We start from the raw sequence: 21,551 nt of genomic DNA, 5'->3' as shown, positions 1-21,551 counted from the left end.
TTTGTTAGCGTCTCGAATTCTTTAAATTTGCCTCTATGAAGATTGAACCATATATCGCGCAGTTACTGTACCGTTACCAATGTGTTACGGTGCCGGGATTGGGTGCCTTTCTTACGGAAACCCAGTCCGCACAGTGGCATGGGGCCGCTCAAACCTTTTTTCCACCCAAAAAAGTTATTTCTTTCAATGCGTATTTAAAAAACAACGATGGCCTGTTGGCAAATCACATTGCGCAAACTGAAAAGATTCCTTATGAAGTGGCTGTAAACGGAATTGAACATGCCGTGCAAGAATGGAAAATGCGTCTTCAAGAAGCGGGAACGATCGCGTTGCGGAATATTGGTGAACTTCGCTATACCGCCGATAAAAATGTGGTTTTCACTCCTCAAGAACAGGTCAATTATTTAACGGAAGCTTTTGGACTCAGTGCGGTAATTTCACCCGCTGTACAACGGGAAGTATTGGTGCATTTAGACGCTGTAGCGCCAGAAACCGCTACCGAGGAAATACCCGTAATTTCGTTAGAAGCCGAAAAAACAAGTGCCCCATGGTTAAAATATGCCGCAATTTTTGTTTTTGGCGCAGGATTTTTAGGGTCTGGAGGTTATTTTGGTAACCAATACTATGAAAAACAAGTGCAAGAAGCCACTTTGGCTGTACAACAAAAAGTACAAAGCCAAGTGCACCAAAAAATTGCAACGGCTACATTTCTGTTGGATAATCCTATTGAAACTCTTCCCGCAGTATCCTTATCGGTTCAGCAAGAAAAATTACCCTACCATGTCGTTGCAGGTGCTTTTCGTTTAGAAGCCAATGCCGATCGGGTGTTGTATGAATTAAAAAAATTAGGATTCCCCGCACGAAAAATAGGGCCAAATAAACACGGTCTTTATCCCGTTTTGTATGGCAGTTATGCCCGATACAGTGACGCCCAAAACCAAATGGAAACCGTACAAAAATCACATAACCCTGAAGCTTGGGTACTGATTGAAGAACTGTAATAAATCCCATTTTTTGGGATTTTTTTTGCTTTTTACGTTACCTTGGACCTTGGTGGTTTTAGTACCTTTGCGGCAAAATTCATCCTATGACACCAAAATATCCTGCCGATTCATTAACCGTTTTAACCGATTTAGTGCTTCCCAGTGAAACCAATCCATTGAATAACTTATTTGGAGGTGAACTCTTGGCACGTATGGATCGAGCGGCTAGTATTGCTGCCCGTAGGCATTCCCGTCGTATTGTAGTGACGGCATCGGTAAACCACGTAGCCTTTAATCGCTCAATTCCATTAGGTAGTGTGGTCACCATTGAAGCCAAGGTGTCGCGTGCTTTTACTTCTTCCATGGAAATCTACCTTGACGTATGGATTGAAGATCGGGAGTCTGGAATACGTACCAAAGCCAACGAAGCCATTTACACCTTTGTTGCCGTCGATGAAATGGGAAATCCCGTACCCGTTCCGCCGTTGGAACCCCAAACCGAAGAAGAACAAGCCCGCTTTGCTGCCGCTTTACGCCGAAAACAATTGAGTTTGGTATTGGCCGGAAAAATGAAAGCCAATGATGCAACCGAATTAAAAGCGTTATTCACTGAAAATTAATTTTTTGTGTTTGCTTAGAATTTACTATTTTTCGCAAAAAGTTACTTTGTGAAAAATTGTATTGCACTCCTATTCGCCCTATGCACTCTTACTTCCTTTGCGCAAAAAAATCTTGACCCTACTCCTGAAGAAGTTAGCAAAGCCAAAGTTTTACGTGAAAAATTCAACAAAGACGACATTGCCGTGTTGAGCAGTGTTGATGAGGTGCGCTTTGATTTCAATAATCGAGAGGAAAAAGTAACGGTGCGTATTGACACCAAAGAACACCTCATGAACATCAACCATCGTGCGGTAATTCAGAAATACGAATTTTACGATAGCGAATCATCCATCAATGATTTTTCATTCAAATTCAGAAATGATAAAAAAACACTTTTCTATGTCAACGACGAACTCTATAAAGATTCCGATTTGTTTTACAATGATGCCCGGGTAAAATACAGCACGTTGGATTTCCCCGTGCAAGGCTACACCTACTTTTATGAGCTGACCAAAAATTACCGCGATGTCAAATACTGCACCACGTTTTATTTTCAAGACGAATTCCCTGTAGTTTCCAAAACAATCACATTTACAGTTCCCAATTGGCTTGAGGTTGAATTAAAGGAATTTAATTTCAACGGATTTGCTATCCAAAAAAATGTAGTCAAACAAGACGATGAAACCCTATACACATACAGGTTAGAAAATGCTCCCGCTTTGTTCAAAGAAGAAGACAGTCCAGGCCGAACCTATTTGTATCCGCATATCATGGTAATTGCCAAAGGCTACCAAAAAAACAATAAAAAAACAGCTTTGTTTCAATCGCATGAGGACCTTTACCGCTGGTATGCTTCGTTGGTGGGATTGATGAAAAATGACCCCACTGCATTAAAAGCTAAAGTAACCGAATTGACCCAGAAAGCCACTACCGATGAAGCCAAAATCAAGGCCATTTATTATTGGGTACAAGACAATATTCGGTACATTGCTTTTGAAGACGGTATTGCGGGTTTTAAACCCGATGAAGCCCAAAATGTGTTTGAAAAAAGATATGGCGATTGTAAAGGAATGGCCAATTTGATCAAAGAAATGTTGGTGCTGGCCGGATTTGATGCCCGTCTAACTTGGATCGGTACCAAACATATCGCTTATGATTATAAAACGCCTTCATTAGCCGTGGACAATCACATGATTTGTACCGTGTTTCATAAAGGAAAACGCCTCTTTTTGGATGGTACCGAAAAATACAATGCCTTGGGAGAATATGCCGAACGCATTCAAAATAAAGAGGTAATGATTGAAGACGGCGCTAAATGCATTATTGATAAGGTTCCTTTGGGTTCGGCAGCGGCCAACAAAGAACTTTTTACCGCACACCTCACCTTGGACGGTGACCGTATGAAAGGAGCAGCACATCGTTCGTATTTGGGAGAAAGTCGCGTTTACTTTCAAAACGTATACAATCATTTTGAAAGCAATAAAAAGAAGGAACTACTCGATAATTATCTCGCACGGCAAAATAAAAACATCAAAGTAGATGGCGTGAAAACATCCCATTTAGAAGCCCGTGAAGAAAAACTCACCATCGATTATACGCTGGATATCGCCAATAAAGTTTCTTCTTTTGACAATGAGATTTATATTGACTTGGACTTTTTGAATGAATACAAAGGATTTCAATTGACCGATCGAAAAACCGATTATGAATTTGACTATAAAACGCACTACGAATCACATATTCACCTCACCCTACCGGCAGGGTACAAAGTGACAAAGATGCCTGAAAACATTATTGAAAACACCCCCAATTACGATGTTAGTCTTACCTACACCTTAGAAGGCAACGTGTTGGTCTACAAAAAGAAATTTTCGTTCAAAAATGCCGTATTAAAAACATCCGACTTTGAGCCCTGGCGTGCCCTTCAAAAACGTATCGTCGAAGCCTATAATACCCAAGTAATATTAACCCAATAACAAGTAAATGAAATTAAAATGCATTGGCTGGTTGCTGTTATGCTGCACCGCCTTAAGTTGGGGACAAACCGCTGACGAAGTTCGTCAAATGATGTGGGGTCCCGGAGACAAATACCAAAAAGCGACAACTTTTCCCGAAAAATGGAACAATGAATCGGCGGTCATTTTGTACAAAAATGAAGTATACGATTACCATAAATTTGGAACCAATGTTACGTATACCCGTTCCATTCGTAAACGCATCAAATTGTTGGATGCTGCTGCAGTAAAAGAATTTTCGGAATTCTCGTATAGCACCAAATTTTACTCCAACAAAGCGATGGGGTCCTTTTGGCGCAGAGGGTCAAATTTTATTGGTGTTCGCGTCATCAAACCCGATGGAAAAGCATTGGACATCGATGCCGATAAAGAAGCCAAAGAGGTCAATAATGAGAAAAAATTAGCCATCCCTAACTTGGAAATCGGCGATATTATTGATTTTTATTTTTACTCCGTAGAACCTTTTAAATCGGTGTACGACTATACCTTTGAGGCGGTGGAAACCCCTTTGGGCGATGTGTATCCTACAGTAGATTTGAAAATCACATTACGCACCGAAAACGACTTTTTTGTCAACTTCAACACCTATAATGGGGCCCCCGATTTAAAGGAAATTCCCACCGGAAAAAGCAACGATCGGTTGTATGAATTAACCGCTAGTGACCTGGCCAAAAACGAATTCCCTCGCTGGTTTTACCCGCTAAACGAACTCCCGTGTTACAAATTTCAGGTGATTTTTGCCCGCTCAGGAAAATTTGAACGGTTGTCCGATGGCTTTCTATCGGAAAAAGAAAGTGTCATTAAAAAAACGGTCGCCAAGGAGGATATTTTTAATTACTACAATGAAAAGTTCTACCCTGAAGGGGATATGGGGCCCATCAATAAATTCCTGAAAGACAAAACTTTTGCCTCCGATGAAGAAAAAATACGGGCAGTGTATTACTTCTGTCGTCACGAATTTTTTACCCGATATTTCGAGGGATTCGCCGTCAACGATGCCAATATTATGTATCCTTGGGGCTTCTATAGTAACGTCATTTTCTTTCGCAATGAGGTTCCTTTCGTCAATTACTTCATGCAGTTTTTGAAACGACAAGAAATCAGTTTCGATATTATCATTGCCACTCCACGTTACAACGGATCCATCGACGACTTACTGATTCAAGAAAACGTGCGCAAACTGATTCGCGTAAACACCAAAACCCCTATGTATTTAGAATATTTTAATCCCTACACCGGCGCCGACCAGATTAGTTACACCATTGAAAATTCGAAAGCCTATGTGCTAGAAATCGTAAAAGGCAAACGAGTAACCGATGCTACTACTGTTACTCTGCCCTCTAGTACGTACAAAGACAACCTTTCCAAAATCAAAACGCAAGTGTCTTTGGTCGATTTCAACGGCTATAAAGTTACCCGTGATGCAGCCTATTATGGCCATTTGAAAGAATCGGAACAAGAAGACAAACTGCGTTTTTACGACTTTGTCTATGAAGATTACGAAAAATACGGAACCCCCAAACTCATGGATTTGGTGCGCAACAACCGCCAACGAACCCAGTTCACCAAAGAATTGGAATCGCTCATTTTGAAAATGAAAGAAAAGCAGAAAGAAACCTTTGAAGCCAATGTCGAAGGTGAATACGATGTAAAAGTCGACGATTATGCATTTACCATCAAAAATACAGGGCGCTTTGGCAAAGACAATGCCTTGGAAGTAAACGAAACCTTTACCATCAATGCCAATTATGTCAAAAAAGCAGGAGACAAATACTTATTGGAATTGGGGCGTTTTCTCACGTCTCAAATTGAAATTGACAAAAAGGAAATCGAGCGCAAAAACAATATTTATATGGGATTCCCCCGCGCGTTTGAAAACGAAATTGTATTCACCATTCCCGAAGGATTCAGCGTTTCGGGCTTGGACAAGTTGAATAAAAAAGTAGAAAATGAAACCGGCGGATTTACGTCCACTGCCGAAGTTCAAGGCAATCAATTGGTGATCAAAACCTTGAAATACTACAAAAATTACTACGAACCCAACACCAACTGGAACAAAATGATTCAGTTTTTGGATGCCGCTTATCAGTTTACCCAAGAAAAGGTGTTGCTAAAAAAGAACTAATGGAAAGCGCTCTTCGGGGCGCTTTTTTTATACGGCAGCAAGAACATTGTGCCCCGATACACACGCGGGCCCGTCATCCGTTACAATCTGCTCCGCTGCGCTCCACAGGATTTCCACTCCTACCGGGGCTGTATCGAAACCGTTGTTTCCAAAAGGGGTAAAAGCGTTAGTTGCAATAAGCGAATTTTCAGCGCTTCTAATTATCGTTTTAACCACGGCGATGGATTGACATAACTCGTGTTTTGCGATATCATAAACCGCAATACCGCTTTGCCATCGGAATCAGTTTTGACACGTCCCAACGATTGCTTGGCACTCACATTTTCGCCTTCGGTAACCGATACCGAACTCAAATTGTGGTAAATGGTGAAATAATCCCCGTGCTTAATCAACACGGCAAATTTGTTTCCAATCTTCTGTATTTGCGCTACTTCCCCCTTGAAAACGGAACGCACATTGGCGTTGGCATCGGTGGTAATATCAATACCACTGTTGTGCACTACAAGCGATTTGTAAACGGGATGCGGTTGATCACCAAACCCAAGGCTAATCACCCCACGCTCCACAGGCCAGGGCAAACTTCCGCGATTGGCTTTGAAATTGTCGGAAATAATTTTCCCCTCGGGCGTCAATACGATTTTGGTAGAGGACTCGATTTTTTTCGTTTCAGCCGCAGTAGTAGTTTTCGGATTGGCTTTGGCTTTAGCCGCCGCCGCTTTCCGGTTGGCTTCGGCAATGGCTTCGCGGATTAACTTTTGAATTTGAGCGTCAATCTTACGCGATTCTTGTTCTTTTTTACGAATCTCAGCCGCCAATTGTTTTTTGTTCTTCTTGAGACTGTTGGCTAACTTCTCTTGCTCTTGGCGCTCTTTTTCTAAATCTTCACGCTGTTTTTGTTGCTCAGCCAAGAGCACTTCTTTTTCCTCTTTTTGTTTGTTGAGTTCGGTATAATGATTGGCTAATTTATCGGTTTTGTCCTTGATTTCTTGCCCTTGCATTTTCCGATACCCCGCATATTGCTTCATGTATTGCAAGCGTTTGTAGGCTTGCGTAAAATTTTCTGAAGACAATAAAAACATCGCCCGGCTGTGTTGGGAGCGGCTTTTATACGACTTGAGAATCATTTCGGCATAATCCTTTTTCAAAACGTCCAACTCCTTTTTCAAACGATTAATTTCGAGCTGATTCAGGTAAATATTATCGTTGAGAATTTTGGTCTGCTTGGTGGTGGTGTTAATCAACTTTTCTTTCAGCCCAATCTTTTCTTTCTGAATGTCCAATAACTTGGTCACCGATTTTTCTTTGGAACGCACTTCTTGCAACTGACGTTCTTTTTCGATGATCTCCTGTTGTAATTTGGCTTTGCGCTGTTCCAACTCTTCTTGAGTGAGCTGAGCCGTTGCCAAAACCGTGCATAACAACGCGATAAGAGTACTTAACTTGTGCGACATGGGCTTACTTCTTTTCAATTTCTATACGTTCAAATCCTTCGGGTACTTGATACGGAAACGTGAGCTCCTCATTGAAGTTGACGTTTTTATATTCTACATCAATGATGGTTTTTTGCTCTTGCAATCGGGCTTCCAACAGCATTTGCAAGGGTAAAAACTTTTCATTCGTTTTGCTGTAATCGGGATAGGTAACTTGCAAGGCGCGATCCAATTGAGGCTGGTTGATTTCTTGCTTTTTAATCAAATAATTATCGCCTTCAAGATAAAATGATTTGTCGATGCCCTCGGTTTCTAACGCTTGCAAACGGTACCATTTATCGGCGATGGATACTTTGTATTTCCCTTTGGAAAAATCGTCAATGGATTTACCCAAAAACAAACTTTGAATTTTGAAAAAGTCCAAATCAGTGCCCAGCCAACGGCTGAGCGAAGAATAATCGCCTTCAAAATATTTATTGCCAATTTTGTCGTAATAGCGCACCGATTCGGGAGTAATCAAGGCTTTGGCCATAGTAATTCCAAGCACACGAATAATAACCATGATTTTTTCATTCTTTTTCATCCGAATTTCTGCCATCACATTTTGGGAAAGGTTGGGATCTTCAAACTTGGCAGAGGCTTTGATGTTTAACGTAGTAAAATCAAGGGCGTTGACATTGTACTTATCAATGATTTGAATCGCAGGAATCTCATTGGTCACCGCAGCACTTTCGGCAATAGCCACTGCTTTGGATTTACAGGAAGTCAATCCGAGCAACACACTCGCGCTGAGAAAATAAATAGGATATAAAATCGAACGTTGCATTAGCGTTTTTTGGTTTTTTCTAAAAGCTGATTGGCTTTTTCAAAGTATTCATTTTTCTTTTTCGTATCGCCCAAACCGGCACAAGCCTCTCCCAATTGTAGTGTAAAATTGATTTCCAAAACCATATCGTCTACAATAAAATCGAGTCCCGCTTCAAGTATTTCTTTTGCTTTTTTAAATTGTTGTTGCTGATTGAGCGCCAACCCACGAAAATAGTACAACTGGGGTTGGGTAGGAAAAAGTTCCAACTGCTCTTGTGAAAAACGCCCCACTTGATCAAACTGCAAATGGTCGGTATACGCTTGTAGTAAAAGTAAAATACCTTCCATATCGTCTTGATGAGCGCGATGATGCATTTCGTAGTACTTTATGGCTTTGGGTGTGTTTTTCTTTGTTTGATAAAACTTCCCAATTTCTTTGGCTACAAAGATGGTTTTGTCGTCATCAAAATAAGCGATGGCACGATCAAGGGCGGTTTCGTAGTTGGGATTATTTTTAGTGAAAATCAAAAACTCATTAAGAATACGATGTTTGATTTTTTTATCAATTTTTTCCGAAGCCAAAACGATATCCATTGATTTCACGGCTTTATCGCCATCATTGGCATTCAAATGGTATTTGAACAAGCTCACTTGAGCCCACTCAGAAGTGGGAATCTCCTTCTCCAATTGACGGGCTACCTCCAGCGCTTTTTCCTCCTGGTTACTTTGCGAATAGAGGTAAATCAAGGCGATATAGTTGGCTTCATCTTTCGGGAATTTTTTTATTTTTTCAACCAAGTCATTCTTCTCTGGGCCTTGGAATTTGGCGTCTTGAAGAATTTGTGCTTTATACAACTCGCGTTTCTCTGATTTCCCAACCGTTGCATTTAAAGTGTTGATCAAGTCCAAGGCTTTGTCGTATTGTTGCGTTAGCATATACAGGGAACACAAGTCTTCACAGTAATCGGCTTTGAATTCAATCAATTTTTCTACAATGCCAATGGCGCGGTTATAGTCTTTGGTATCGTAACAAATATCGTACATTCCCGCCCAAGCCCAACGGTTATTGGGATCCATTTCGGTGACTTTTTTAAACATATCAAAAGCCTCCGGATAGCGTTTCATGAAATAGAGGTTCTTGCCTTTTTCAAAATAGACAACAGCATTGTCGGGTTGAATTTTTTCACATTGATTCAACGCTTCGAGCGCCTTGTCGTAATTTTCAATTCCTTTTTGTTTCAACGCTTCATAATAATGGTTTTGAAACGCATCGGGGACCAACGCGGTATCCTCAGGCTCTTGTGCCCAAAGCGCGCTGGAAACCAAAAGTGTCCAAAATCCACTAAAAAGAATTCGTTGTCTCATAGTTTATTCTAATACGGAATAATCGCCGATGCTAATACTGCTGAAATTACCATCAAACGAAGCGTGATTACCAATCATGGCATTGTCCAATTGCGCGTTTTTGATGTGCGCGTGGGTTTGCACCAAACTGTTTTTTATGGTACTGTTAACCACGTGCGTTCCTTTGCCTAGAGAGACATTGGGTCCTACTGTGGCGTTTACCAAAATCACATCGTCGGCTATATGACAAGGAGGGATAATGGTACTGTTTTCCAATTTTACATTGGCCGCCACCAAAGCTTCTACCCCATCTTGATGCAAAAAGTTTAGCATTCGTGAATTAGTTTCCACGGTCACATTTTTATTTCCACAATCCATCCATTCATCAACTTTACCAGGAACAAATTTCATGCCTTTTTGCTTCATGTTTTCAAGCGCATCGGTCAATTGGTATTCACCGCCTTTTACAACGTTGTTATCGAGTAGGTATTGCAATTCCGAACGTAAAGTTTCTCCCGACTGAAAATAATATATTCCAATTATGGCTAAATCGGATACAAATTCCTTGGGTTTTTCGACAAAATCGACAATTTGGTTTTGGTCATTTAATTGCACGACTCCGAAGGCGCTTGGATCGTCTACTTGTTTCACCCAAATCACTGCATCAGCCGACGTGTCTAAGGAAAAATCCGCACGGAAAAGGGTATCGGCATAGGCCACAACAATCGGTCCCGTCATGCTTTCTTTGGCACATAAAATCGCATGGGCCGTTCCTAACGCTTCATTTTGATAACAAATAGTCCCGCGGGCACCTAATTTTTCAGCAATGGCAATCAAGTCCTCTTCGACTTTTTTACCAAAATCTTTATGGATGATAAAGGCAATCTCGTCAATTTTTTGGTTGATGACATGCGCAATATCTTCCACCAAACGGTGCACGATAGGTTTTCCAGCAATAGGAATTAAGGGTTTTGGTACGGTAAGGGTATGTGGTCGAAGGCGTGATCCGCGTCCGGCCATAGGGACGATAATCTTCATGTTTGTTTTTGTTTTAGGGTTCCAATCTGAAAAAAATTCGATTAGAAGAGTGTTATGCTATTTTTTTATTTAACTCCAGTACTTCCAAATCCGCCCGCTCCCCGTGAGGTTTCCGACAATGCATTGACCTCAATCCATTCGGCGCGTTCGTGTTTGGCAATCACCAATTGGGCAATACGTTCCCCGTTTTCAACCACAAAAGGTTCTTGGGATAAATTTACTAAAATGACCCCAATCTCACCGCGGTAATCGGCATCGATTGTCCCTGGTGAATTCAATACGGTGATTCCTTTTTTGGCGGCCAAACCACTTCGGGGACGCACTTGCGCTTCGTAGCCCATGGGCAATTCAATAAATAATCCTGTTTTGATGATGGCACGTTCTAACGGCTGAAGTGTAACAGGTTCGGACAATTGTGCCCGTAAATCCATTCCCGCAGAAGCCAAGGTTTCATACGCAGGTAAGTCGTGCTCGGAGGTATTGATAATTTTAATTTGCATAGCTTGTTATTTACGGCGAAGAATACGCAAAAGCGTCTCTTTTTCACTTCTATAAATAAAGAACAAAAATACGAGTAATAAAAGTACTTTAAGGGGATAATTATCACGAATATAATCCACATAAAATGCCAAAATAGAAAACCCGATTGAAAGTCCGAGGTAACTAAAAATCCGATTAAAATCATACGGAATGGGGTATTTCTTTTTGCCCAAATGGTAGGAAATAATCATCATGCTTCCGTAGGCCGCTATCGTTGCCAAGGCCGATCCGTAATAGCTGTATTTTGGAATCAACAAATAATTCAACGCCAGCGTTACTAAAGCCCCAACAAAGGAAATATAAGCTCCGAATAAGGTTTTATCAATCAATTTATACCATACCGATAAATTGGTGTAAATACCCAAAAAGAAATTAGCAAATACTATTAACGGTACTACCTTAATCGCATCCCAATAGGCGGCATTGGGTACCAACGGTTGTTTGAGCAAATCAATAAATGCGATGACCGCTAACGAAATGAAAGAACCGAAAATCACAAAATACTTGGTGATGGTGGCATAGGTTTGCGGCGCATTTTCATTCCCAGCATGGGAGAAAAAGAAGGGTTCGATACCCAACGAATAAGCCGTTCGAAACAACACCATAAACATTCCGATTTTGTAACAGGCAGAATAGGCACCGATATCGGCTAAGGGAACGTGAAACCAATCGAGTAAAATTTTATCAAAATGCTCATTGATAGCAAAAGCGATTCCCGCAAAAAGAATGGGATAGCCGTAACGCATCATTTGTTTCCAGAGGGCAAAATCAAATTGCCAACGGATTTGGGTATAATTGGGAATCAACACCAAAAAAGTCGCCAAACTTGCTATTAAATTGGCGATAAAAATATATCCAATTTGAAAATTTTCAATGTAAATGGACTTAAAAAATACGGAAGAATCCTGCTTTACTAAATACGGAAATAACCCTAAAAACAACAAGGTTAGCGCCAAGTTAATGAGTGTGTTGCTAACTTTTATGACCGCATATTGAATTGGCTTTTTCTCGACTCGCAACTTTGAAAACGGGATAATAGTTAGCGCATCTAAAGTTAAAATCCAAAGGGTATAGGTTATGTATTCCACGTCAATATCAGACCATTTGGATAATGTATTTCGAAATAATAATCCGATTACCAGAAAGCCGATACTGGACCAAAATAAAGAAATCGTAGATGTTGAAATTACCTTTTTCTTGTCATCTTGTGCATTGTAAAATCGGAAAAAAGCAGTTTCCATGCCATAGGAAAGAAACACATTAAAAAAAACAAGATAGGAGAAAATAATAGAAACCTCACCCATCATACTTCTGTCGGGTAGAAATTTTACATAAATCGGATTGAGGATAAAACTGATCAACCGTGGCAAAACCGTGGCTAAACCATAAATCAAAGTTTGTTTAAAGAGGTTCTTGTACAGACTCAAGGGTTGGGAATTTTTAACAAAAATAAGGATAATATACATGCAAAAAAAAGAGCCGACAAAGCCGACTCTTATTTTGTATATCTAGGGATAATTAACCTTTCAAAGCTTCAGCTCCTCCAACAATCTCTAAGATTTCGTTGGTAATCGCTGCCTGACGTGCTTTGTTGTACGTTAATTTCAATTGATTACGCAATGCCGTAGCATTATCGGTAGCTTTATGCATTGCGGTCATACGTGCTCCGTGTTCTGCGGCAAAGGAATCGCGAATCGCTTTGTATAACTGTGTTTTCAATGATTTCGGAATCAACGTCAACACGATTTCTTCTTTGGTCGGCTCAAAAATATAGTCAGCGCTACTTGTTTGTGCTGAAGTTCCTGAGGCCAAAGGAAGGAATTGCTCTGTTTTAATGATTTGAGTGGCTGCATTTTTAAACTGATTGTAAACCAATTCAATTTTATCAAATTCGCCTGCTGCAAATTTATCCATTAAATCTTGCGCAATGGAAGCGGCGTTCTCAAAGGTGAGTTGATCAAAAATAGCCGTGTTTTCACCCGCAAGCGTATGGGTCTTGCGGAAAGCATCGCCTGACTTTTTACCGATGGTATAGAGGGTTACTTCTTTACCTTTATAGCTTTCTTCCAAAGCGCGCACTTGTTTGACTACATTGGCGTTAAACGCACCACATAATCCACGATTGGAAGTAATGGCTACTATCAATACCTTTTTTACTTCCCGTTGTTCGGTAAAGCTTCCGCCTAAATCTCCTTCAATGGTAGCGCTAAGGTTTTGAAGTAATTCCGTTAACTTCTCGGCATAAGGACGCATGGCTGTAATAGCATCTTGCGCTTTTTTTAACTTGGCAGCAGAAACCATTTTCATCGCCGATGTAATTTGCATCGTGGATTGTACCGAGGTGATTCTATTGCGAATTTCCTTTAAGTTTGCCATTATTGTAGAGTAATTAGTAATTAGTGACTAGTGATTAGCTATTTACTAATCACTAGTTACTGTTCACTTTAAATTAGTATTTTGCTGCGATTTCTTTAGCGGCTTTTTCCAATACATCGGTGATGGTATCGTCAAATTTACCGGCTTTTAAAGCGTTTAAGGTATCGCGGTGTTTGTTGTTCAAATAGTCCAAGAAATCTCTTTCGAATTCTTTTACCTTATTCACAGGAACATTACGCAACAAATTTTTAGACCCTGCATAGATAATCGCTACTTGGTCTTCCACTGTAAACGGATCGTTCACCGATTGCTTCAAAATTTCAACGTTACGTTTTCCTTTTTCAATGACATTCAACGTAGCCGCATCCAAATCGGAACCGAATTTTGCAAACGCTTCCAATTCACGGTATTGAGCTTGGTCTAATTTCAAGGTACCCGCTACTTTTTTCATGGATTTGATTTGTGCATTACCACCCACACGCGAAACCGAAATACCTACGTTAATCGCAGGACGGACCCCTGAGTTGAACAAATCGGATTCCAAGAAGATCTGACCGTCAGTAATCGAAATTACGTTGGTAGGGATATACGCCGAAACGTCACCCGCTTGGGTTTCGATAATTGGTAGCGCTGTTAATGAACCGCCTCCTTTAACGATAGGTTTCAAGGATTCCGGTAAGTCATTCATATTTTTTGCAATATCGTCATCAGCGATTACTTTGGCCGCTCTTTCTAACAAACGAGAGTGCAAGTAGAAAACGTCTCCGGGATAGGCTTCACGTCCTGGTGGACGACGTAACAACAACGACACCTCACGGTAAGCCACCGCTTGCTTTGATAAATCATCATACACAATCAAAGCAGGACGTCCCGTATCACGGAAGTACTCTCCGATAGCTGCACCGGCCATAGGCGCATATACTTGCATTGGTGCAGGGTCAGACGCATTCGCTGCTACAATGGTAGTGTAAGCCAAGGCTCCTTTTTCTTCTAATGTTTTAGCGATAGCTGCTACAGTAGACGCTTTTTGTCCTACAGCAACGTAGATACAATATACGGGTTGACCTGCGTCAAAAAATTCTTTCTGGTTCAAAATGGTATCGATACAAACCGTTGTTTTCCCAGTTTGACGGTCACCGATAACCAACTCACGCTGTCCACGTCCTACTGGAATCATTGCATCAACCGCTTTGATACCCGTTTGAAGGGGTTCGTTTACAGGCTGACGGAAAATTACCCCAGGCGCTTTGCGTTCCAATGGCATTTCATACAACTCACCGCTGATTGGTCCTTTTCCATCGATAGGATTTCCTAGCGTATCCACAACACGACCTACGATTCCCTCTCCGACTTTCAAAGAGGCAATACGTTGGGTACGTTTTACGGTTGACCCTTCTTTGATTCCTGTAGAGGGCCCTAAAAGTACCACCCCAACATTATCTTCCTCAAGGTTCAATACAATCGCTTCAAGTCCGTTATCAAACTGCACTAACTCTCCGTATTGTGCATTAGATAACCCGTAAACGCGTGCGATACCATCTCCTACTTCGAGTACGGTTCCTACTTCTTCCAAAGAAGCTCCCGATTCAAAACCGGTTAGTTGTTTTTTAAGGATTGCTGAAATTTCAGCAGCTTTAATTTCTGCCATTGTAATATATCTTTAATGATGTATTAGTTACTAAACTCTCTTTTTAACTCATTTAAACGACCGGAAACAGAAGCATTGTATTGCATATCGCCGATGCGTAAGATAAAACCACCAATAATCGATGGGTCTACGGTATTTTCTAGGGTAATTTTCTTGGATGACATTTCGGCAATTTTGGTGCTGATGGTTTTTTCCATTTCGGCCGTCATTGGAATTGCAGTGGTCACTTTGGCAATTTCAACCCCGATACTTTCATCATACAAATGACCGTATTGTTTGGCAATTGCCCCTAATATTTCAAAACGTTTGTTGGTGAACAACAATTGAAACAAACTTTGCGTTTCTTGTTGAACGCCAGCGAAAATTTCAAGCAAAGCATTTTTCTTTGCTTCTAAACGAACTACAGGACTGGATAGAAACACTTGTAATTCGTGGCTTTCCGCTAAAGCGGCCGTGATCGATTTCATATCGGCATTTACCGCTTCGGATTTCCCAGAAGCTGTGGCAATATCTAAAATCGCTTTCGCGTATCGAATCGCTGCTCTTGACATACGTTATTAGTTTAATTTGGAATCCCCCAACATTTTTTCTACCAATTTGGATTGCGCTTCTTTGTTGGATAATTCATCACGCAATAATTTTTCAGCGATTTCTAGAGAAAGTGCCGAAACTTGACTTTTCAATTCAGCCATAGCTGCATTTTTCTCGCCTTCAATCGCTGCTTTTGCTTGGGCAATCATTTTCTCGCCTTGCGCTTGAGCATCGGCTTTGGCATCGTTGATCATTTTTTCTTTGATCTCACGCGCCTCTTTTAATAATGTATCGCGTTCAGCACGGGCATCTGCCAATAATTTCTCATTATCAGACTTTAAATTGGCCATTTCTTGACGCGCTTGTTCCGCTGCTTGCAATGCATTTTTAATCCCTTCTTCGCGCTCGTTCACCGCATCTAAGATAGGTTTCCATGCAAATTTTTTCAACAACAGAATTAAACCCACAAAAATGAGAACCTGCCAGAAAAACAGACCGAATTCAAACTGATTTATTAATTTTTCCATGAGATATATGTATATAATTTCTGTTAGACGTAAGGAAAGCAACAGGAACAACCAACCGTTATACCTGTTGCTGTTTTTTTAGATTAAGCAGCAAATAATGCAGCGAAACCAATACCTTCAATAAGTGCTGCAGCGATCAACATCGCTGTTTGGATTTTACCTGAAGCTTCGGGCTGACGCGCAATAGCTTCCATAGCTGATCCACCGATTTTACCGATACCTAATCCGGCACCGATAACGATCAAACCTGCACCTACAATGTTTGGAATAGTCATAATGTTTGTATATTAAATTAAACAAATACGTAATTAGTGATGCGCCTCCTCATGATGGTGCTCCTCATTGGCAGAACCAAAATAAAGTGCCGACAACATCGTAAATATATAGGCCTGTAAAAAGGCAACTAAAATTTCTAAAATAGAGAGTACAAAAGCCAATCCGAATGATAATGGACTACCAATCCAGCTCTTGAAAATGAACATCAACCCGATTATACTCATGATTACGATGTGACCCGCAAAGATATTGGCATACAAACGAATCATCAAAGAGAATGGTTTGATAAACACTCCTAACAACTCGATAGGAGCTAATACGATACGCATTAAATAAGGAACTCCAGGCATCCAAAAAATGTGGCCCCAGTAATTTTTATTTGCGGTTAAATTGGTGATCAAAAATGTTAAAATCGCCAATGAAAACGTAATGGTGAAATTACCTGTTACATTGACTCCAAGGGGCGTTAATCCAAAAAGATTTAAAAACAAGATAAAGAAGAAAATGGTTAGTAAATAACTCATGTACTTCTTATAATTCTTCTCCCCAATGTTAGGAATAGCAATTTCATCGCGAATAAACACAACGAGGGGTTCGAATATACGCACCATTCCTTTAGGAATTCCTCCGTTTTTAGCATACGATTTTGCCAATCGAGTAAACATAAAGAACATCAAAAGTGCTGTAATAATGATAAACAAAACACTTTTGGTAATTGAAAAATCAATGGGGCGAACATTGGTAGGGTGGCCCGATTTAGCATCTTCTGTCAAAGTCCCTGTAGCATCTGTTCGGTAGATTTTTCCATCGTGATGACTCAATACATAAAATTTACCTTTGGAGGCCACTACGCCATTTTCGGCATGATGAAATGCTGAGGAAGAAAAAATGTGAAGTTCTTCATCCCACAGAATTACAGGCAATGGGAAACCAAAATGTTTTCCTGTTTTGTCATCCGCAAACAAGGTGAAATCATGTGAATCTAAAACGTGATGATTAATGTGTTGTTTAATTTCACTACGAATATCGCCTTCTCCATGTCCCTTTTGATGGCCTTCTTCATGTCCTTTCTCCACAGCAGTCGTTGCTTCTTGAGAAGCCGTGGTTTGCGTATGTGCTCCGTGATTGTCATTCGCGAAAGAAAATAAGGGCATAAAAGCCAGTAGGGCAGCTACAATGAAGTGGCTTGGTTTTCTAGAAATCACCATTTTTATTCACGTAATTTTAAGGTTTCCAAAATTTGGTGCAAAGGTACATCTTTTAGAAAAAAAACAATGGGATTACCGTTCTTTTTTGAATTTTTCGTTAAAAGTGGGCTTTTGAGGCGTATTATTCAATAGTTGAATGGTTAAAACCGTCTCCAACACAAGAAAAAATGCAAAAATACTGTAAAAATTAATTTTTTCCTGAGCGCTTGAAAAACCGTAAATAATTTCTTTTCCAAAACCAAAAGCAACTGCCATTTTTATCGTTGTCACAATCAAAAATAGCATGCCCACTTGATCGAAGTTTTTATGTTTTACGCCTACCAAAAAAGTTAGAATGGCTAAAGATAAAATTGCGAAAATGAAAAATAAGGATTCCACTGACCAATAATAGCGATGGGCTGCAATTAAAAAAGGCTCGTGAACGGAAAAAACCAAGCGATTGATCCCGTAGCCAACACACGCACAAAGCAGTGATTTTACCCAAACGTTACGGCATTCACGAATCATGTTTATCAATGTCTTGAACTTGACGGTATACATTGTAGAGCGCTACAAAAACACCAAACACAGTGACTCCCTTGGTATACCATTGGTTGGCATTGGGATACTTGCTGTCTAACCATTGTCCCAATAGTGAAAACAAAAAGATAATCATTCCCATTTGTAAGGGAATATTCAATAACGCTATCCAGCGGTTAGGCTGTTTTTTCGGTGACAGGCTCATGCGGTTGCGAAATGGGTTTCACCTGAGGCTTCATCACACAGGTAGCCGAAAACTCAGCACCAGGTTCGACCGCCAATTTTCCACAGACCACTTCTCCTTTGATAACGGCCTTCGATTTTACACTTAATAAATCTGAAATTTGAAGTTTCCCCTCCACGCGACCTTCGATATCGCAGTTTTTACAAATAATATCGCCTTGAACACTTCCGGCGGGACCGATGACTAATTTTCCTTTGGTTTCAAAATTCCCTACTAACTGTCCGTCCAAACGAAAATCGGCCGGAGAAACAATATTTCCCTGAATGGTGGTGCCTTCCACAATTCGGTTGGTCTTTCCTAATAAATCGGTATACGATTTGGTTTTTTTCTCAAACATATTACTTCTTGTTAGGATTATAGCCTGGTGCTGGTGGTAACGCATTCATGGGTGCGTCTTCTGCCGCATTTGATTTAGTGGTTGGAACAGGGTTTGTGGGATTCCCCGTTGGGGTGGGTTTTGAACCTTGGGTACCTTTTGGGGTGTCGCCCGCTGGAGCTGCAGGATCTTCGCCAAACAATTCCTCTTTGGTTACGGTACCTGAATTTTTTCCTTTAGGAACTACTTTGGGGATTTCTTTATCAATTTCAAGCGTACGCTGAATAGGCACAACAGGTTTATTCAACCAATCGCCCGTCACATACTCCTCAAAATTCTTCATCACTTGCACTACCTTGTAATTCTCGTTGGAAATAATGGCATACGGTTCGGCAATTTTGTAATCCTTAAACTCTTTCAACACTTGCGCTATTCCCTTGGCGTTGTCTAAATTTTTAATGCCGTGAAGCACAACAAAATTTTTATCCAACATATAAATGTCTTCCGATAAAGTCATCGTTTCAATGGTGCGCTCCTGAATAAATTTTTTCAGTTTATCCACCAACTTTTGCGTCGCCGCTGTCGTTGGAAATGCCACAGGATATACAATATTCCAAGACGTAACGGGCTCTGAATTAAAGGACAACGATTCTAAGTAAGGAATTTTTTTCTGAATAAACAACTCCGTTTTCTTCCCTTCTTCCGAATTAGGATAGGTCAAAGCTACATAGTTCAGTGCCTTTTTATATTCTGTCAATCCCTTGAGTTTCCCTAACAATTGGGCTTTCAACAACTCGTATTTGGGCACCAACTCTTCGCCTGTAAACTGTTCGATGGCTTGTTCGGTTTGGGGTAAAACCTCTCTATACTTACCCGAATCATAGGCGCGATAAAGCGCATCATACGTGGCCTCGGGTGTTGTAGCTATAGCCGCCGCCGAAGTGTTTCCACCAACGATTTGCGCATAACGGGTATCGGGATACTCATTGAGAATACGATTTTTAATGGCCGCTGCTTTGGTGGGATCGATAATTTGATAGACTTTATACAAGTTATACAAACTGGGTAGGACCAATCGCTCTTCGGGTTTGTTTTTGAGTAACTGTTCAAACTTGCTCGCTGAACGCGTGTATTCTTTGAATTTTTCTTTATAAATAACACCCAATTGGTAGTAGGCAAAGTTTCGTTCTTTGGCCAATGAATCCAACACTTTTACATCCGAAGGCAATTGTTTGAGGTAGAATTCCGTCGTATGCATCGGATTGACCGTTTTAATCTCCTCTTCTTTTTCTGCATTCGCATTTTCGTCCTCTTTTTCGGGGTTAGCGCCTTTGTTTACCGTTGAAGACCAACGCCAATTTTCACCATAGGTTCGTTTCCCCCATTTTTTACCAAATTCAACTTTTCCAATTTCAACCGTGTTTGGATTGTAAAAATAGAAATTGCTTACTTCGTTGGAAGATGCCACAGGGGTAATTGTATTTTTCTTTCCACCCCCCATTTTATCAACGCCCAAAGCGTCTTTACCTTGGTTCGCATTTGCTTCAGCGGCTGCTTTTTCCTGAGCTATTTTTTCAGCAATGAGTTTCAAAGCTGCTTCCTCTTTTTTCAAACGTTCAATATGTTTTTGAAAAAAAGCTTCCCGATCGGCCAACGACATCCCTGTAAGGTTGAGAATGCTGTCGTTGCGTTGCGCAATCCCTTCAAATTTAATAACGTCTTGGAGATTTTCACGTTTTTTGGTAATCAAACGGAATTCCCGTGTCCGCGGATTCAATACGGTCAACGTACTGTCAAAATATTTACCCGCCACCACATATTTCGCTTCATTAAAATAAAGTTCGGCTAAATTTCGGTAATTGGAAGCCACCAAATACTGATCTTGTGGCTTAGCTTTAAGCGAGGCATTGTAGGACAATTTGGCCTGTTTAGGTTTGTTGACTTTTTCGTAAAACAAGGCCATTTGATGGTGCAATACATCCATAAATGGACGGTTTTCACGGTCTTCCATCAAGTCCTTGTATTTTTTTAAAAAGGCTACCGTATCGCCTGTTTTGGGGTTAAACTGACGGGCTTGTCGGGCATGGGCTTGGATAACATACTGACGGGCTGCTTTGCGATTCATATCGATAACCCGTTGGTACTCGATAAAGGCACTATCTTTCTGTCCGCGATCTTCATACAATTGCGCGGTAATAAAGCGATAACGAGACTTTTCTTCGTCGAGTTTGGTATATTCGGTAGCCAAACGCAACTTGGCAATCGCACTGTCAATTTCTTTCAAGTTGATAAACGCTTGGGCAAGGGTAGCGTTGGCATCGGCGTAAACTTGGTCTTTAAACTTAATCTCTTTCAACAATTTGCGAAGATTATTGACCGCCAATTCGTCATTTTCCAAACGCATATTGGTCTTTTCCCGCCAAATTTTAACCAAATTAATTTTATCGCTTTGCGGATACTTATACAAAACATAGTTGAACGCTTCCAACGCAGGGACAAAACGTTGCTCGTAATACCGCGCCTGTCCCAACATTAAATGCGCTTCATCCATTTGAGGATTGCGTTCAACCCCATCGATATTCATCGAATGCTTTTGAATCGCTTTGATCGCTTTGGTTTCGGCCCTATCAAAATTGGGGTTTTTTGTGTCGCCCGGCAATGCTTTTTCTTCGGTGACTTGCATACGCTCTACAGGCAATACTTCCCAAAAGTTATCTTTGTACTGGTTGCGCAAATCCACAACGCCTTGGTCCATCGCGACTTCACCATTGTAAAGAATATTATACTTGGTATTTAACGCGTGAAATTTTCGATTGACAAAGGCATCTTTCTTCGTAGAACAAGCCACGAGTACGGCTGCGAATCCGAAAAAAAGGAAATATTTTGGGGTTGAGTTTTTCAAGTCAAAAACGTTTATGTAACTAACTGCAATTTGGCGCTTTTAGTATATCTAACGGGTAAAAATACATTTCTTTTTGGAAAGTGAAAAAAAATAGGGGGAAAATTGAAAATAGCGCACCCCAA

20 protein-coding genes are annotated in these 21,551 nt (G+C 40.6%); 4 read left to right on the top strand and 16 right to left on the bottom strand.

From position 1 onward, the window contains the following. Nucleotides 1-35: 35 nt before the first annotated feature. The 4 genes from O9316_RS00530 to O9316_RS00515 all read left to right on the top strand — a co-directional run bounded on the left by O9316_RS00530 (nucleotide 36) and on the right by O9316_RS00515 (nucleotide 5,723). On the top strand, nucleotides 36-1,001 hold the full coding sequence (locus O9316_RS00530) for an SPOR domain-containing protein (protein WP_298204081.1): 966 nt from the start codon (nucleotides 36-38) through the stop codon (nucleotides 999-1,001). Between the two features lie 86 nt (nucleotides 1,002-1,087). After that, on the top strand, nucleotides 1,088-1,603 hold the full coding sequence (locus tag O9316_RS00525) for an acyl-CoA thioesterase (protein WP_073360346.1): 516 nt from the start codon (nucleotides 1,088-1,090) through the stop codon (nucleotides 1,601-1,603). Between the two features lie 48 nt (nucleotides 1,604-1,651). Then, nucleotides 1,652-3,559, top strand: a complete 1,908-nt coding sequence (locus O9316_RS00520) for a transglutaminase family protein (RefSeq protein ID WP_298204080.1) — start codon at nucleotides 1,652-1,654, stop codon at nucleotides 3,557-3,559. Nucleotides 3,560-3,566: 7 nt separating this feature from the next. Next, nucleotides 3,567-5,723: a DUF3857 domain-containing protein gene (locus tag O9316_RS00515; RefSeq protein WP_298204079.1), complete on the top strand. Its 2,157-nt coding sequence runs from the start codon at nucleotides 3,567-3,569 to the stop codon at nucleotides 5,721-5,723. Between the two features lie 200 nt (nucleotides 5,724-5,923). On the opposite strand, the gene O9316_RS00510 is transcribed toward O9316_RS00515, so the two are convergent. The 16 genes from O9316_RS00510 to O9316_RS00435 form a co-directional block, all read right to left on the bottom strand. Next, nucleotides 5,924-7,174: a peptidoglycan DD-metalloendopeptidase family protein gene (locus O9316_RS00510; RefSeq protein WP_298204078.1), complete on the bottom strand. Its 1,251-nt coding sequence runs from the start codon at nucleotides 7,172-7,174 to the stop codon at nucleotides 5,924-5,926. A gap of 4 nt (nucleotides 7,175-7,178) precedes the next feature. Beyond that, nucleotides 7,179-7,979 (bottom strand): DUF4292 domain-containing protein, encoded by an 801-nt coding sequence (locus tag O9316_RS00505; RefSeq protein WP_298204077.1) that lies wholly within the window; start codon nucleotides 7,977-7,979, stop codon nucleotides 7,179-7,181. Further along, nucleotides 7,979-9,325, bottom strand: coding sequence for a tetratricopeptide repeat protein (locus tag O9316_RS00500; RefSeq protein WP_298204076.1), 1,347 nt, complete (start codon nucleotides 9,323-9,325; stop codon nucleotides 7,979-7,981). The genes O9316_RS00505 and O9316_RS00500 overlap by 1 nt, the downstream gene beginning before the upstream one ends. A gap of 3 nt (nucleotides 9,326-9,328) precedes the next feature. Further along, nucleotides 9,329-10,342 (bottom strand): sugar phosphate nucleotidyltransferase, encoded by a 1,014-nt coding sequence (locus tag O9316_RS00495; protein WP_298204075.1) that lies wholly within the window; start codon nucleotides 10,340-10,342, stop codon nucleotides 9,329-9,331. A 65-nt stretch (nucleotides 10,343-10,407) separates the two neighbouring features. Further along, nucleotides 10,408-10,842 (bottom strand): dUTP diphosphatase, encoded by a 435-nt coding sequence (gene dut, locus O9316_RS00490; RefSeq protein WP_298204074.1) that lies wholly within the window; start codon nucleotides 10,840-10,842, stop codon nucleotides 10,408-10,410. Between the two features lie 6 nt (nucleotides 10,843-10,848). After that, entirely contained in the window at nucleotides 10,849-12,309 is a 1,461-nt protein-coding gene (locus O9316_RS00485; protein ID WP_298204073.1) for a polysaccharide biosynthesis C-terminal domain-containing protein, read from the bottom strand. 91 nt (nucleotides 12,310-12,400) lie between these two features. Continuing rightward, nucleotides 12,401-13,258: an ATP synthase F1 subunit gamma gene (gene atpG, locus O9316_RS00480; protein ID WP_298204072.1), complete on the bottom strand. Its 858-nt coding sequence runs from the start codon at nucleotides 13,256-13,258 to the stop codon at nucleotides 12,401-12,403. A gap of 73 nt (nucleotides 13,259-13,331) precedes the next feature. Next, nucleotides 13,332-14,906, bottom strand: a complete 1,575-nt coding sequence (gene atpA / locus O9316_RS00475; protein ID WP_073360327.1) for a F0F1 ATP synthase subunit alpha — start codon at nucleotides 14,904-14,906, stop codon at nucleotides 13,332-13,334. Nucleotides 14,907-14,929: 23 nt separating this feature from the next. After that, nucleotides 14,930-15,457: an ATP synthase F1 subunit delta gene (gene atpH, locus O9316_RS00470; protein ID WP_298204071.1), complete on the bottom strand. Its 528-nt coding sequence runs from the start codon at nucleotides 15,455-15,457 to the stop codon at nucleotides 14,930-14,932. Between the two features lie 6 nt (nucleotides 15,458-15,463). Beyond that, the gene (locus O9316_RS00465; RefSeq protein WP_298204070.1) at nucleotides 15,464-15,964 is read right to left on the bottom strand and encodes a F0F1 ATP synthase subunit B; all 501 of its coding nucleotides are present in this window, start codon (nucleotides 15,962-15,964) and stop codon (nucleotides 15,464-15,466) included. A gap of 83 nt (nucleotides 15,965-16,047) precedes the next feature. Further along, entirely contained in the window at nucleotides 16,048-16,239 is a 192-nt protein-coding gene (gene atpE, locus O9316_RS00460; RefSeq protein ID WP_164974874.1) for an ATP synthase F0 subunit C, read from the bottom strand. Between the two features lie 33 nt (nucleotides 16,240-16,272). Then, nucleotides 16,273-17,448, bottom strand: coding sequence for a F0F1 ATP synthase subunit A (gene atpB, locus O9316_RS00455; protein ID WP_298204069.1), 1,176 nt, complete (start codon nucleotides 17,446-17,448; stop codon nucleotides 16,273-16,275). 72 nt (nucleotides 17,449-17,520) lie between these two features. Next, entirely contained in the window at nucleotides 17,521-17,955 is a 435-nt protein-coding gene (locus O9316_RS00450) for a hypothetical protein (protein WP_298204068.1), read from the bottom strand. Next, entirely contained in the window at nucleotides 17,945-18,127 is a 183-nt protein-coding gene (locus O9316_RS00445) for an AtpZ/AtpI family protein (protein WP_366941502.1), read from the bottom strand. The genes O9316_RS00450 and O9316_RS00445 overlap by 11 nt, the downstream gene beginning before the upstream one ends. Nucleotides 18,128-18,143: 16 nt before the next feature. Next, entirely contained in the window at nucleotides 18,144-18,548 is a 405-nt protein-coding gene (locus O9316_RS00440) for a polymer-forming cytoskeletal protein (protein WP_287782896.1), read from the bottom strand. 1 nt (nucleotide 18,549) lies between these two features. Continuing rightward, complete coding sequence (locus tag O9316_RS00435) at nucleotides 18,550-21,429, bottom strand: gliding motility protein (protein ID WP_298204066.1); 2,880 nt, start codon at nucleotides 21,427-21,429, stop codon at nucleotides 18,550-18,552. Nucleotides 21,430-21,551: the final 122 nt, after the last annotated feature.

The organism is Flavobacterium sp., assembly GCF_027533505.1.
GTDB lineage: Bacteria > Bacteroidota > Bacteroidia > Flavobacteriales > Flavobacteriaceae > Flavobacterium.
This window is presented reverse-complemented; position numbering and strand designations above follow the sequence as displayed.